The sequence below is a fragment of the Sphingomonas segetis genome (assembly GCF_009720245.1).
Lineage (GTDB): Bacteria > Pseudomonadota > Alphaproteobacteria > Sphingomonadales > Sphingomonadaceae > Sphingomicrobium > Sphingomicrobium segetis.
The window spans coordinates 1-12,992 of the sequence record NZ_WJSQ01000073.1 but is presented as its reverse complement, the minus strand read 5'-3'; the positions used below and the strand labels follow the sequence as shown (position 1 = coordinate 12,992).

General features: G+C 64.9%; 17 protein-coding genes. 10 read left to right on the top strand and 7 right to left on the bottom strand.

Annotated features, from left to right (window positions below):
• Both GH737_RS08650 and GH737_RS08645 read left to right on the top strand, forming a co-directional pair.
• Nucleotides 1-251, top strand: a 251-nt coding sequence (locus GH737_RS08650; RefSeq protein WP_155264435.1) for a L,D-transpeptidase family protein, incomplete at its 5' end; no start/stop codon positions are given.
• A gap of 126 nt (nt 252-377) precedes the next feature.
• Nucleotides 378-764, top strand: coding sequence for a hypothetical protein (locus tag GH737_RS08645; protein ID WP_155264434.1), 387 nt, complete (start codon nt 378-380; stop codon nt 762-764).
• Here the strand turns inward: GH737_RS08645 and rsmD are convergent.
• Both rsmD and GH737_RS08635 read right to left on the bottom strand, forming a co-directional pair.
• A complete protein-coding gene (gene rsmD / locus GH737_RS08640; RefSeq protein WP_155264433.1) occupies nt 742-1,281 on the bottom strand; it encodes a 16S rRNA (guanine(966)-N(2))-methyltransferase RsmD in 540 nt (179 codons plus the stop codon). The genes GH737_RS08645 and rsmD overlap by 23 nt on opposite strands.
• Nucleotides 1,278-2,024, bottom strand: a complete 747-nt coding sequence (locus tag GH737_RS08635) for a pseudouridine synthase (protein ID WP_230558714.1) — start codon at nt 2,022-2,024, stop codon at nt 1,278-1,280. Before GH737_RS08635 ends, rsmD begins: the two co-directional genes overlap by 4 nt.
• 80 nt (nt 2,025-2,104) lie before the next feature.
• Between GH737_RS08635 and GH737_RS08630 the strand changes: the two genes are divergently transcribed.
• Nucleotides 2,105-2,548, top strand: a complete 444-nt coding sequence (locus GH737_RS08630; protein ID WP_155264431.1) for a response regulator — start codon at nt 2,105-2,107, stop codon at nt 2,546-2,548.
• A gap of 68 nt (nt 2,549-2,616) precedes the next feature.
• A complete protein-coding gene (locus GH737_RS08625) occupies nt 2,617-3,999 on the top strand; it encodes an AmpG family muropeptide MFS transporter (protein ID WP_155264430.1) in 1,383 nt (460 codons plus the stop codon).
• Here GH737_RS08625 and GH737_RS08620 read toward each other — a convergent pair.
• From GH737_RS08620 to GH737_RS08605, 4 genes are read right to left on the bottom strand one after another with little or no spacing between them, the layout of a single operon-like run.
• The gene (locus tag GH737_RS08620; protein WP_155264429.1) at nt 3,984-5,276 is read right to left on the bottom strand and encodes a bifunctional folylpolyglutamate synthase/dihydrofolate synthase; all 1,293 of its coding nucleotides are present in this window, start codon (nt 5,274-5,276) and stop codon (nt 3,984-3,986) included. The two genes, GH737_RS08625 and GH737_RS08620, sit on opposite strands and share 16 nt — an antisense overlap.
• Entirely contained in the window at nt 5,276-6,133 is an 858-nt protein-coding gene (gene accD, locus GH737_RS08615) for an acetyl-CoA carboxylase, carboxyltransferase subunit beta (protein ID WP_155264428.1), read from the bottom strand. Before accD ends, GH737_RS08620 begins: the two co-directional genes overlap by 1 nt.
• Nucleotide 6,134: 1 nt before the next feature.
• Nucleotides 6,135-6,833: an orotidine-5'-phosphate decarboxylase gene (gene pyrF, locus GH737_RS08610; RefSeq protein ID WP_155264427.1), complete on the bottom strand. Its 699-nt coding sequence runs from the start codon at nt 6,831-6,833 to the stop codon at nt 6,135-6,137.
• A complete protein-coding gene (locus tag GH737_RS08605) occupies nt 6,830-7,117 on the bottom strand; it encodes a lipopolysaccharide assembly protein LapA domain-containing protein (RefSeq protein WP_155264426.1) in 288 nt (95 codons plus the stop codon). Before GH737_RS08605 ends, pyrF begins: the two co-directional genes overlap by 4 nt.
• Nucleotides 7,118-7,278: 161 nt before the next feature.
• Here GH737_RS08605 and GH737_RS08600 point away from each other — a divergent pair, with 161 nt between their 5' ends.
• The 6 genes from GH737_RS08600 (at nt 7,279) to GH737_RS08575 (ending at nt 11,889) form a co-directional block, all read left to right on the top strand.
• Nucleotides 7,279-8,583 carry a serine hydrolase domain-containing protein gene (locus GH737_RS08600; protein ID WP_155264425.1) on the top strand — a complete coding sequence of 435 codons (1,305 nt, stop codon included), beginning with the start codon at nt 7,279-7,281 and terminating at the stop codon, nt 8,581-8,583.
• Between the two features lie 252 nt (nt 8,584-8,835).
• On the top strand, nt 8,836-9,420 hold the full coding sequence (locus GH737_RS08595; protein WP_338061778.1) for a transposase: 585 nt from the start codon (nt 8,836-8,838) through the stop codon (nt 9,418-9,420).
• Nucleotides 9,421-10,388: 968 nt separating this feature from the next.
• Nucleotides 10,389-10,706 (top strand): TrbC/VirB2 family protein, encoded by a 318-nt coding sequence (locus GH737_RS08590; RefSeq protein ID WP_155264436.1) that lies wholly within the window; start codon nt 10,389-10,391, stop codon nt 10,704-10,706.
• A gap of 10 nt (nt 10,707-10,716) precedes the next feature.
• Nucleotides 10,717-11,001, top strand: a complete 285-nt coding sequence (locus tag GH737_RS08585) for a VirB3 family type IV secretion system protein (protein WP_155264424.1) — start codon at nt 10,717-10,719, stop codon at nt 10,999-11,001.
• On the top strand, nt 10,980-11,252 hold the full coding sequence (locus GH737_RS08580; RefSeq protein WP_155264423.1) for a hypothetical protein: 273 nt from the start codon (nt 10,980-10,982) through the stop codon (nt 11,250-11,252). The genes GH737_RS08585 and GH737_RS08580 overlap by 22 nt, the downstream gene beginning before the upstream one ends.
• A gap of 124 nt (nt 11,253-11,376) precedes the next feature.
• Nucleotides 11,377-11,889 carry a hemerythrin domain-containing protein gene (locus GH737_RS08575; protein ID WP_155264422.1) on the top strand — a complete coding sequence of 171 codons (513 nt, stop codon included), beginning with the start codon at nt 11,377-11,379 and terminating at the stop codon, nt 11,887-11,889.
• A gap of 49 nt (nt 11,890-11,938) precedes the next feature.
• On the opposite strand, the gene GH737_RS08570 is transcribed toward GH737_RS08575, so the two are convergent.
• Nucleotides 11,939-12,992: L,D-transpeptidase family protein (locus tag GH737_RS08570; protein WP_155264421.1), on the bottom strand; the 1,054-nt coding region annotated here is incomplete at its 5' end.

The following is a 12,992-nucleotide window of genomic DNA, read 5'->3' as shown; positions in this document are numbered from 1 at the left end:
GCCGCGACGACAAGCCGACCCCTGCCGGGATCTTCTCGGTTCTCCGGAAGACACCGATGCACCATTCGAAGAAGTACGACGACGCGCCGATGCCGTTCGCACAATTCTTCGAGCCACACGGGATCGCGATGCACGCTGGCCACAACCCCGGCCACGCCGCGAGCCACGGCTGCGTCCGGCTGCCGAGTGCGTTTGCGAAAAAGCTATATTCGGTGACCGACATCGGAACGCCGGTCCTGGTCGGCGCGTAGCTGCCGGAGGGCCGCGCTACCGGCGCGGCCCCACTCCTCACTCTCCGCAATGTTGATTGCCGGCCGGGATACGGCCATGCGCCTGTGAGTTGAGGTTCCAAAGCCACACACAGCCAGGAGAGATCAATGGCGAAGACGGCCACGAGCAAGACCCGAACAAGGCAGCGCGCGGGCGAAACGTCGAAAACGCGCAAGACCGGTACTTCCGTAGCGAAGAGATCGTCCAGCAGCGGCGGGTCGGGCTCCCAGGAAAACATGGGAGAAGCGGTCGTCAAGTTGCTCCAGAGCCCGCTGGTTGCGGAGCTGGTCGCGGTCGCTGCCACGGCGGCGCTCGCAGCGCTCGCCGAACATGGATTCACGGGCCGCGACGAAGCGACCCGCGGCAAGCGCGCCGGCAAGGCGGTCAAAGCGGCTGGCAAGGCCGCTGCAGCCGCGATCGGTCGCAGGCTCGCCAACGAGTTCGACGAAATCCGCGCCGCCGCGAAAGATTCTAAGGCCGGCGCAAAAGCGTAACTCGCGCGCGCCCGATGTCACGCACGGTATCGAGCGCGAACCCGCGCGGATCCACATCGTCGCCCCGGCTCGTCTCAACGCTCAGCCAGCCTCCCGGCGCAAGCCAGCCCGCCTCGCCTACCGAAAGGACGATCGCGCTTCCTGACCCCACCTCATAGGGCGGGTCGGAGAGGATCAGGTCGAAGGGCTCGGACCGCGGAAGTGCCAGCGCTGAACCGGAAACGACGCTCATGCGCCCGCCTGCGCCGAGCTTGTCGGCATTGCGCCGAACGACGGCCATCGCCGTTGGATCGCTTTCGACAAAGGTCGCGCTTGCCGCTCCGCGCGACAAGGCCTCGAACCCCAGCGCCCCGCTCCCCGCGAACAGATCGGCGACCCGCAGATCCTCGAAGCTGCCGAGACGGCTGGCGAGCATCGAGAACAGGGTTTCGCGGACGCGGTCGCCGGTCGGCCGGGTGGCGAGCCCGGGCGGCGCTTCGATGGCTCTCCCGCGCCATTCGCCAGCGATGATCCTCATTTGAGAGTCTTGCGGAACCCCTCGAGCTCAGGCTGGCCGATCTCCTCCACCTGCCCAGGCTCGAGGTCGTCCACGGTGAAGGGCCCATAGGCGGTGCGGATCAGCCGCGAAACCTGGAGCCCGAGATGCGCCAGCACGCGTCGGACCTCGCGGTTCTTGCCTTCGGTGAGGCGCATCTCGATCCAGCAATTGCTTCCCGTCCGCCGCTCGAGGTTGGCATCGATGGACCCGTAGTGAACGCCCTCGATCGTGACTCCTTCGGCCAGCCGTTCCAGCGCGTCTTGCGTGACCTGGCCAAAGGCGCGCGCGCGGTAGGTCCGCTCGACTCCCGTCCGGGGCAGCTCGAGCTGGCGCTTCAATCCACCGTCGTTGGTCAGCAGCAGCAGCCCCTCGGTCATGAAATCGAGCCGGCCGACAGGCATCAGCCTCGGCAGGCCGGGCGGCAAGCGGTCATAGATGGTTGGCCGTCCGTTCGGATCGGTCGCCGCGGTCAGGGCGCGCTGCGGTTTGTAGAAGCGGAACAGCCGCGTCTCTGCGGCCGGCCGAACCGCTTTCCCGTCGACGGTCACCCCGTTCAAATCCACCACGAGCGTGGCCGGCGTGGTGAGTTTTTCCCCATTGAGCGCGATGCGGCCTTCGGCAATCATGCGCTCCACTTCGCGGCGCGAGGCGACTCCGGCGCGGGCGAGCAGCTTGGCGATGCGCTGTGGTCCGCCGTCCTCCTTTTGTGGCGCGGCGGGCACAGAGCGGCCCTGCTTGCGCCGGGGCGGCACTGGCCGCTTGTTCGTTCGTTGCGAATGCGAATTCATGATCGGGGCCAAAGATGGTGTTCGGGAAGCGTAAGCAGGTCGTCAAGCGTATCCTCATCGTCGAGGATGAGCCGCTGACGGCGTTCGACAATGAAAATATGCTGGGCGATGCCGGGTACGACGTCGTCGCCACCGTCGATGACCTCCACGAAGCGCTCGCCGTGCTCGAGCGCGAGCAGGTCGACCTCATCCTCAGCGACCTGCGCCTGCGCAAGGACCAGACCGGAATCGAGCTTGCCCGCGCCGCGAAGGCGCGCGGAGTGCCGACGCTGTTCGCCACCGGCCATTCCTTTCCCGCCGCGTCCGAGGTCGGCATCGGCTGCGTGACGAAACCCTACACAGAGCGCCAGCTGTGCAAGGCGATCGAGTGCGTCGACCGGCACCTGCAGGGCGAGCAGGTCAAGCCTCCGAAAGGCGTTGAGCTGTTTATCCTGCCCGCCGACGAGCAAGAGAGTTGAGCCGCGGCCTCTAGCCAGCCGCTCGCCTGCTGCTAACATTCGCCGGTCACACCGGGAGGGAAGCGCTTATGGCGAGTGCAGCGGACGCGTCGGGCGGCTGGCGGAGCGTGCTTCCAGCCGGTGTCAGGCCGTACACCGAAGCGGCTCCGCTCGCCTCGCTGTTCCTCGGCATTTCGTCAGGTTTTCCCTATGCGATGATCGGCGCGACTCTGACGACGCGCCTCAAGCAGGATGGCATCGACAAGGCGACGATCACCGCCTTCACGCTCGTCTTCCTCGCCTACAACTTCAAGTTCCTGTGGGCCTGGGTCATGGACGGGGTGCGGCTGCCGCTGCTCGGCCGCCTCGGCCAGCGCGTGTCGTGGATGCTGGTTACCGGTGTCCTCGTCATCGCCGCGGTCGTGAACCTCGCGCTCGCCGACCCTTCGGCGAGCGTCGGTTCCGTCGTCACCGCGGCGATCCTCGTCGGCCTCGCCGGCGCGAGCTTCGACATCGTCATCGATGCCTATCGCATCGAAATTCTCGAACCGCGGCAGCTCGGCGTCGGCTCGGGCATGTCGCAATATGGCTGGCGGATCGGCTCTGCAGGTGCCGGCGCCCTCGCGCTGGTCGTCGCCGCGCGGTCGGACTGGCACACGGCTTATCTGGCATGCGCCGCGCTCGCGCTGCCGGCGATGCTCACCGCATTGCTCTACGGCGAGCCGCAGCGCCACAAGCGCGTGTCGAGCAAGCCCGGTTTCGGCAATGCCGCTGCCGCCGTGTGGAAGCCGTTCGTTGAGTTCTTCGAGCGCAAGGGCGCCTGGCTCGTTCTACTCTTCATCCTGCTCCACAAAATCGGCGACACGCTCGCCAACCTCACCTTCCGGCTGCTGTTCGACGACCTCCGCTTCAGCAACGACGAGATCGCGCTCTACGACGTCGGCGTGGGCTTCTGGGCCTATCTGATCGGCATCTTCATTGGCGGCATTCTCTATGCCCAGCTCGGCATGAAGCGATCGGTCCTGATCAGCCTGATCCTGATGGCGGTGTCGAACTTCAGCTTCGCGCTGCTCGCGATGAGCGGGCACAGCAACATCGGCATGGCCGGCGCGATCGGCTTCGAAAATATCGCCAGCGGGATCGGCGGCGTGTGCGTGGTCGCTTATTTCTCGGCGCTGTGCGACCTCAGGTTCACCGCCGCCCAATATGCCTTGATCTCGGCTGCGGCCAGCATCGTAGGCCGGTTCCTGACCGGCACCACCGCCGGCGCACTGATCGAGGCGATCGGCTACGTGAACTTCTATCTGCTGACGACCGCCGCCGCGCTGCCGGGCATCATCCTGTTCTGGTTCATGATGAGGGCCGGCCTGATCGACCAGTCGATCGGGACCGCCGGGGTTGAGGGCAGCGGCGACGTCCGCGCTGAGCATCCGCAGGAGGAAACGGGCAAGCCGCTTCAGTCCGGAAGCTGATCGTTCGCGGCGAGTACTGCCCCCGCGAGATACAGCGAACCGAAGATCAGCGTGCGCGCATCCCGCGGCACTCCCGCCAGCGCTTCCTCGAAACCGTCGTGGGCGTCCGCTGAAAAGCCGAGCTCGCCCGCGATTTCCACAAGGTCGACCGGCGCAAAGCAGGCGTGGTCGGGGATAGGCACCGCATGGACTTGCGCGACAAGCCCCTGGAACGGCTCGAGCATGCGAGGCGGATCTTTGGTCGCGAGACTCGCGAAGACGAGGTGCAGCGGCTCGTCGAAACGATGTTTCACGAAGCTCGCAATCTGCCGCGCCGCCGACGGGTTGTGGCCACCATCGAGCCACACTTCGCGGTCGCCGACGAGCGGCCCGGGCGGGAGATGCTGCAGCCGCGCCGGCCAATCGGCCCATCCCATCGCCGCGCCCAGCGCCGATACGGGAACGCGCAGCGCCTCTTGGTGGCGAAGCATGGCGACGGCGAGCGCCGCGTTCATCGCCTGGTGCCGGCCCGGCAATCGCGGCAGCGGAAGGTCGAGCTCGCCTTGGGCATCGAGGTAACGGAGCTTCCCCTGCCGCGCGATCGCATCCCATACGCCCCCGCGCGGCAGCCAGATCGCCCCGCGCTCGCGGACGATTGCCTCGATCCTGTTTCCGATTTGCGGCGGATAGAGCTGCGTCAACAGCGGAACGTCGTGCTTGGCGATCGCTGCCTTCTCGCCCGCGATGCCGGGTAGGCCATCGCCGAGGAACTGCTGATGATCGAGCGCGAGGTTGGCGATGCCGGTGACCAGCGGACGCTCGATCACGTTGGTCGCGTCGAGCCGCCCTCCGAGCCCGACCTCGAGGATGCAGGCGTCGGCCGGAGTTCGCGCGAACGCCAGCAAGGCCGCTGCGGTCGCGACCTCGAAAAAACTCGGCTCCACCCCGGTGCCGGCGTCGATCACCTCCGCCAGCGTCCGCGCGAGCTCCCCGTCTTCGATCAGCTTGCCCGCGACGCGGATGCGCTCGTTGAAGCGCACGAGATGCGGGCTGGTGAAGGCGTGCACTTTGTGCCCGCTCGCCTCGAGCGCGGCGCGGAGGAACGCCACGGTCGAACCCTTCCCGTTCGTCCCTGCGATGTGAAGGACGGGCGGAAGCGCGTCCTGGGGCCGTCCGAGCCGATCGAGCAAAACCTCGATCCGTTCGAGCCCGAGGCGGTCGCCGGCCGGCGAAAGCTTCGACAACCGGTCGAGCTGCGCCTGAACCTCTGCGTCGGTCGAGCGTGCGAAATCCGCCATCAGGCGGCCTCCATCGTCTCCGGCGTCAGATAGGAAACCAGAAGCGCGAGTTTCTCCCTCAAGTCGCCGCGCGACACGACCATGTCGATCATCCCGTGCTCGAGCAGATATTCCGCGCGCTGGAAGCCCTCCGGGAGCCTTTCCCGGATGGTCTGCTCGATCACCCGCTGCCCGGCAAAGCCGATGAGCGCTCCGGGCTCGGCGATCTGCACGTCGCCAAGCATCGCATAGGACGCCGTGACTCCGCCGGTCGTCGGGTCGGTCAGCACGACGATGTACGGCAGCCCCGCTTCCTTCAGCTCCTGAAGTGCGACCGTGGTCCGCGGCATTTGCATCAGGCTGAGGATGCCCTCCTGCATCCGCGCGCCACCGGCGGCGGTGAAGAGGATGTACGGGCAGCCGTCGGCAATGGCCGCGCGGATTCCGCCGACGATCGTGGCGCCCACGGCAATGCCCATCGATCCGCCCATGAAGGCGAAGTCCTGGACTCCGACGACGACCTTGTGTCCATCGATCCTGCCCCGCGCATTGACCAGGGCATCGCGCTCGTCGTTCGCCGCGCGCGCCGTCTTCAGCCGGTCGGTGTAGCGTTTGGTGTCCCTGAACCGCAGCGGGTCTTCTCGCACCTCGGGCGCCGGAAGCAGCTCGTATTGCGCCGCATCGAAGATCTGCTGGAAGCGCTTCGTCGGGCCGATCCGGTCGTGGAAGTTGCAGCGCGGGCAGACGCTGTAATTCTCCTCCCACTCTTTGACGAACACCATCGATCCGCACTTCTGGCACTTGTGCCACAGGTTCTCGGCGCTTTGCCGCTTGGGAAGGAAGGGAATGCCGTTGCGGACCCTGCTCAGCCAGCTCATCTCAAATCCTCGCTTGAGCGGGCGTCTGCTCCAGCGAGGCGGCAATGTCCATGATCGCCCGGCGCGGGTTGGCCGCCGCGGTGATGGGCCGGCCGATGACCAGCACCGACGCGCCGTCGGAAACCGCCTGGGCGGGGGTGACTACCCTCTTCTGATCGCCGACTTCAGCGGCGGCGGGACGAACGCCGGGCACGACGAGGAATCCTTCCGGCCAAAGCGCGCGAACCGCCGCTGTTTCGGCGCCTGAACAAACGATCCCGTCGAGACCTGCCTCGCGCGCGAGATCCGCCAGCCGTTCGACCTGTCTGGCGGCAATGCCATGCACGCCGACGCTCGCCAAATCGGCATCATCGAGGCTCGTGAGCACCGTAACGCCGACCACTTTGGTCTGCGGCGGAGCAGCCGCTTTCGCCGCCGCCATCATCGCCCGGCCTCCGGCGGCATGGACGGTCAGGATCGCAGGCTGGAGATGCGCAAGCGCTCGCACGGCCTTCTCCACCGTATTGGGGATGTCGTGAAGCTTGAGATCGAGGAACACGGGCGTTTCGTGCTCGGAGAGGCGGAGCACTCCTTCTTCGCCATTGGCATAAAAGAATTCGAGCCCGAGCTTCACGCCCGATGCGACTCCACTCACGTCGCGCGCAATCGCTGCCGCTCGGTGGACGTCCTGGGTGTCGAGCGCGACGAAGATCGGACTCATTCGGCAACTTCCTCATGTTCTGCGACCGCAGCAGCCGAAATGGGCGGGGCGCGGCTCCGCTCCAGCGCATCGATCCGCCGGCGATAAGTCCACAGCTTCGCCCGCATCCACAGCCATGTCGGCAGGAAACCGAGTAGGAAGAAGACAAGCAACAAGACCGGAATCTTGATGTCCGCCTGGATGTCGTCCCACAGGTTGAGCGTGACCGGTGCCCAGTTCCGGTACGAGAAAAAGGTCACGACGACCGCCACGAGCACCCAGAACAACGTCTTCAGGAAATTCATCCCATCGGGCTCCCGGCGGCGCGTCAGGCGCGCGTGGGAGTTCATAGCCATAAGCCCGTTCGTCGCAAGACAGAGTCGCTTCATCGCAACCGCTTTCAAACGAGCGTTGAGGCCAAGGCCCCTCCCCGTCACACCGGTGTTGAGGGTGGGGAGAAGAGTCTTTGAAGACGGCAAGCAAGGTCGGGCTTGGCGCGTTCGTGCTGCTCACGGGCGCGTCGCTTCTGGCGATGCGCCCCCACGACGGGCAGCAGGAGCAGCCGCGGGCCGAGATCGCCGGCGCGCAGCTCAAGCTCGCGTCGCTTTCCACGGCCTCGCGCCGCGACATCGATTATCGCCTTCTGGATGCGCGGCTGCAGCAGCTGATGGACAAGCCGGCGATGGTCGGCCTGGCCGTCGGCATCGTCGAGAACGGCCGCATCACCTTCCTCAAGGGTTACGGCGAGACGGTCGAAGGTTCCGGCGACCCGGTGACGCCGGAAACGGTGTTCCGCTGGGCATCCTGCTCGAAGGGCGTCGCGGCGACGATGGTCGCCAAGCTCGCCGAAGAGGGCAAGATCGACCTCAATGCCCCCGTCGCCAACTACGCGCCGAACCTGAAGCTGCCCAACGGCAACGAACGCATGGCGACCGTCGGCGACCTGCTCTCCCACCGCCTCGGCCTCTACCGCAACGCCTACGACAACAAGCTTGAGGAAGGGCAGGACCCGAATTTCCTGAGGACGCAGCTCGGCCAGCTCAACGCGGTCTGCGCGCCGGGGACCTGCTGGGACTATCAGAACGTCGCCTACGATGCGTCGAGCGTGATGGTCTCGCGCATCACGGACATGCCCTATGAGCAGGCGGTCAAGCGCTATTTGTTCAATCCAATCGGCATGACGAGCGGCAGCGTATCCCTCGCCGGCATCGAGTCCAGCCGCAGCTGGGCCCGCCCGCACAGCGCCGGCCGGCGTCCGTGGCCGATGAGCGACACCTATTACAAGGTGCCGGCCGCCGGCGGCGTCAACAGCAACATCAAGGACATGGCGCTGTGGATGGAAGCGCAGATGGGTGAAATGCCCGGCGTGCTCGACGCCAGGGTCCTCGACACGATCCACGCGCCGCATGTGAAGACCCCGACAGAGCGCGCGCGCCTGCGCAAGTTCCTCGAGCGCGTCAAAGAGGCGTGGTACGGCTACGGCTGGCGCAACTACAATTATGCGGGGCACCGCATCGTCGGTCACCGCGGCGGCATCAAGGGTTACCGCTCGCTGATCCTGTTCGACCCCGAGAAGAAGAGCGGGGTCGTCGCGCTGTGGAACAGCGACACGTGGAAGCCGGGCGGCCTCGAGTTCGAGGTGATGGACATGATCTACCACCTCCCCTTCCGCGACTGGATGGAGCTCGACACGTCGCCCGCCCAGTCGATCGCCGCAGCGGAGGAGGAAGAGACGAGCGACAACGGCGACAGCGCCGAAAGGGGCCGCTAGCGATCCGCTATCGCGGCTCTTGAGCATCACGCAGAACCTCGCCGGGACCGCAAGCGACCTTGGGAATTACGGTGACAGTTTACTGAATACATCAATTTCCACCCCTGTTGCCTCTGCCGGCGCAGCCGCTAGGCTGGCGCTGCTCGGGTGGAGGTTCAATGGCCCGTCTCGCGCGTATCGTCCTTCCCGGTGTCCCCTATCATGTGACCCAGCGCGGCAACCGCCGCCAGCAGACTTTCTTCGAGGACGGCGATTACGCGCTCTACCGCGATCTGCTCGCCGAGGCTGCGCCGCGCCGGTGCGAGCGTGTGGTCCTACTGCCTGATGCCGAACCATGTGCACCTCGTCGTCGTGCCCGCAGACGAGGACGGGCTGCGGCGCACCTTTGCCGAGGCCCATCGCCGCTATACCGGCTACATCAACGCGCGCCACCGGTGGACGGGGCACCTGTGGCAGGGACGCTTCGGCGCCGTGGCGATGGACGAAGCGCACCTCGCCGCCGCTGCCCGCTACGTCGCCCTGAACCCGGTGCGGGCGCGGCTCGTCGAGCGCGCCGAGCATTGGCCATGGTCGAGCGCCTGGGCGCACCTTGCGCGTAAGGACGATCAACTCGTGGAGGTCGGGCCGCTGCTGGAGCGTCTGGGCGATTTCGCGGCGTTCCTCGGAACGGCCGAAGACGAGCAGGCGACACGGGCACTGCGGATTTCCGAAAGCACCGGCCGGCCGGTGGGCGGTCGCGAATGGCTCGGCGAGCTCGAACTGAAAAGCGGCCGCACCCTTGCGCCGAGGAAACGCGGCCCAAAACCGAAGAAAGGGGCGGGGTTTTTGTGCATTTAGTAAAGCGTCACCGTAATTGCCAGGATTGTCGACCTCATCGAGTTACTACGCGGAAGCCGATGCAGGTGCGGGTCCAGCGGTGGGCGGCAGCATTCAAGCTAGTAGGCCGCTTGGATCGGGGATTTCTGGAGCCGTCGGTACAAAATATGGCCTCGGAGCCGGCATTTACGCGGGAGTTGGGAAAGCCGGAACAGTGACTTATGCATCCAAGCCGTTGGGGTGTCCTTAGAGATGGATATACCTAGATCGTATATAGTTGCAGCCCAGATAGGCAGGTACTTTGGCTTAGCTTTTGCTATTTTCTTCGGCCTGCTCACCATCGCTGTTCTTGTTAGTAGAGCGAACGTTCTCGATGAGGATACCTTGCTTAGGGTTCTGAATCTCGACAACAGCATGAGAACTGTGGGCCTCTTGCTCGTCATGTGCCTTGGAGGCTTCGTGGTCTTTGGTGCCATATCAGCTGTACTGAAATGGATTAATCCCCACTGAGCATATCAGTTCGAGGTCGCTGCGAATTACGGTGACAGTTTACTAAATGCACTTTTTTGGCCGAGCTCGCCGCGCCATCGCGGAGCTCGCTGGAGGGCTCAGACTGAACAATGCTTGCCCGCCTTGCCGGCAATCGTCATTCTCGACATTCCACCGTGTCACCGGCGCGGGCATTACGGTGACAGTTTACTAAACTCACGAAATACATCGTTCCGCTTCGGCTTGGGCCCGCGTCTTCCCGGGACGAGCGAACGCCCGCTGCGCTCCTCGAGATCGCGCAGCCATTCGGCCCCCATTGCGTGACAGTACAATCAACGGCTACGCCGCAGTCGCTCGCAGATAGAGCAACGATCAGCGACGCTATGCGCTTCGATCAGCTCAGAATTATCGTCAGCACCGTGGTCATGAAAATACTGTTGGCAATCAACAGTCTCTGGAGCACTATCGACCAGCCGAATCGCTTGGGGGACACACCTTTCATGCGCAATGGCGCTTGTGCCGCGTTGGCGGCTTTCATCACATGCATTTCTGCCAATCCTGCCGTCGCGCAGGATAGCTACTTCGACCCAGCGGGTTCCGGCGTGCTGGTCTCCGCAGTGGGATGGCTGCAGGGGACGCTGCTCGGAACGATCGCGACTGTAGCAGCGGTCATCGCGGTCGCTGCCGTGGGCTTCATGATGCTCACCGGCCGTATCAACTGGCGTTACGGTGTGACCGTCATCCTCGGCTGCTTCATCCTGTTCGGAGCGTCGAGCATCGTCGCCGGCATCCATTCGACCGCCACGCTCGGGCAGTGAGGCTCGGCCAATGAACTCGATCGAGCCAGACACGCTCTTCGTGGGTCTCACGCGTCCCCAGATGTTCGCTGGCGTGACCTACAGCCTGTTCGTGACCAATGTCGTGGTCGGGACCGAGCTATTCCTCATCTTCAAGTCGCTTTGGGTCATCGGCGCTGCGCTGTTGCTCCACGGAGCCGGCATGCTCCTCTGCCTCAAGGAGCCCCGCTTTTTCGATCTGTGGCTCGCGCGCGTCTCGAAGTGTCCGCGTGTCAGGAATCACCAGGTGTGGGGATGCAACTCCTACCGCCCCTGACCAAAGATGCTGCAGCGGCCGTCCGCGAGCAGCCCTCGGGCAAGCATCTGCCTTACGCCCGTCACGTCGACGATCACACGATCGAGACGCGCGACGGACTCCTCATGCAGATCATCCAGGTTCGCGGCCTTCTGTTCGAGACCGCTGATACCATGCCTGCGACCAGCACCGGATTATACCAGCCGGGCGGGTTGTCCTTCGCCCAGGCGACAGCGCCGAGGAAAAACACGCTGATGATCGAAATCAGATAGCCGGCCGCCTTCCAGTCGAGTCCGGACGGCGCATCGACGCTTACAGTTTCGTGGCGTATACTCCGGCAGGAACATCCAGGCTGTCCGATTGGTTTCGACCTCCAAACGAGGAGGACACATTCCCATGGCCGAGAGCAAATCGCAGGACGCAATCACGCTGCTCAAGCACGACCACCGCGAGGTCGAGAAGCTTTTCAAGGAATTCGAAAGCGCCAAAGGCGACGGCCGCAAGCAGAAGCTGGCCCATCAGATCTGCCTCGAGCTCTCCGTCCACGCGGAGATCGAGGAGACGATCTTCTATCCCGCTTGCGAAGGCACCGTTGACGAGGACGAGCTCAAGGAAGGCTATGTCGAGCATGACGCGGCCAAGCTGATGATCGCCGAAATCGAGGCCAACGAAGGCGCCGACGACGAATTCTTCGACACCAAGGTGCACGTGCTCCAGGAGGAGATCGAGCATCACATCAAGGAAGAGGAAGGGCCCGGCGGCATCTTTTCGCAGGCACGCAAGGGCAAGCTCGACATGGCTACGCTGGGCGAGCAGCTTGCGAAGAAAAAGCAGGAGCTGACCGAGCGCTACAAGTCCGAAGGGCTGCCCCAGCCCAAGCTCAAGACCATGGACGAAGTCGAGGTCTGAGAGCGACGGCCCGGCGGCCTCGGCCGCCGGGCACGATCCCTGAGCCGCGCTATTTCAGCGCGGCCATCCTCATCGCCTGCTCGTCGCGGCCGTAGATGTCGTTGACGAACGTCAGCTGCCCATTGTGTGCCTGTGCCGTCAGATAGGTGATGTAGATCGGCACCGGAGTCGGCAGCTCCACGTGCTGTTCGGGCGCGTCCGAAGCCGTTTGCGGCTCACGGCCCATCATCCAGCGGGCGAGCGTTTCGGCGTCCTCCAGGCGGATGCAGCCGTGGCTGAGATCGCGATCGCTTTCGCTGAACAGCGCTTTCACCGGGGTGTCGTGCAGGTAGATGTCCTGCGAGTTGGGGAAGCCGAACTTGACGTCGCCCATCGAATTGGCCGGCCCGGGCAGCTGCCGCACGCGCACCTGCAGGCGGCCGTCCGCCACCGCGTGCCAATCGACCTTCGCGGGGTCGAGCAGCTCGCCGCTGCCATCCGCCGAAAGCACCTGGTAGCCGCGGCTGCTGAGATAGCCCAGCCCCTGGTCCAGCACGTTCTTCGCGGTCAGCGAGCGCACCAGCTCCGGCGACACGTGCCAATAGGGGTTGAGCGTCGCATAATAGATGGTGCTTGCGAGCATCGGAGTCTGCGTGTTCGCGCCCGCCTTCCCGACCACGACCTTCATCGAGCCGGCGATCCGGCCGTCCTCGATCATGTAGAGCCGCGCAGCCGCCGCATCGACCATGATGTACTTGTGCTGGAACGGCCTCTCGCGCGCGCGATCGAGGCTGGTGAGCACGCGCGGATCGATGGCCCCGCCATTCGCCTGAGCCTGTGCCCACGCAGTATCTCGCAGTTGCGCGTAGAGCGGGTTTACCTGCGAAACGGCGCGGACATGATTGGCAAGCGAGTCCGCCGCAGCAGTCTTCTGGAGGATCTGCATCGGCGTGTCGCGCCGCGGCGTCACCCATGAATCGGCATAGATCATTCCGCTCGGCGGCCGTTCGATGGCCGTCACATAGCTGACCCATGCCGCCGACAGCAGCCGATCGGCCGCGGTCAGCGCGGCGGGATCGCCGGTCGCAGCACGCGCCAGCAGCATCCGCGCCTGCGCCGCAAGC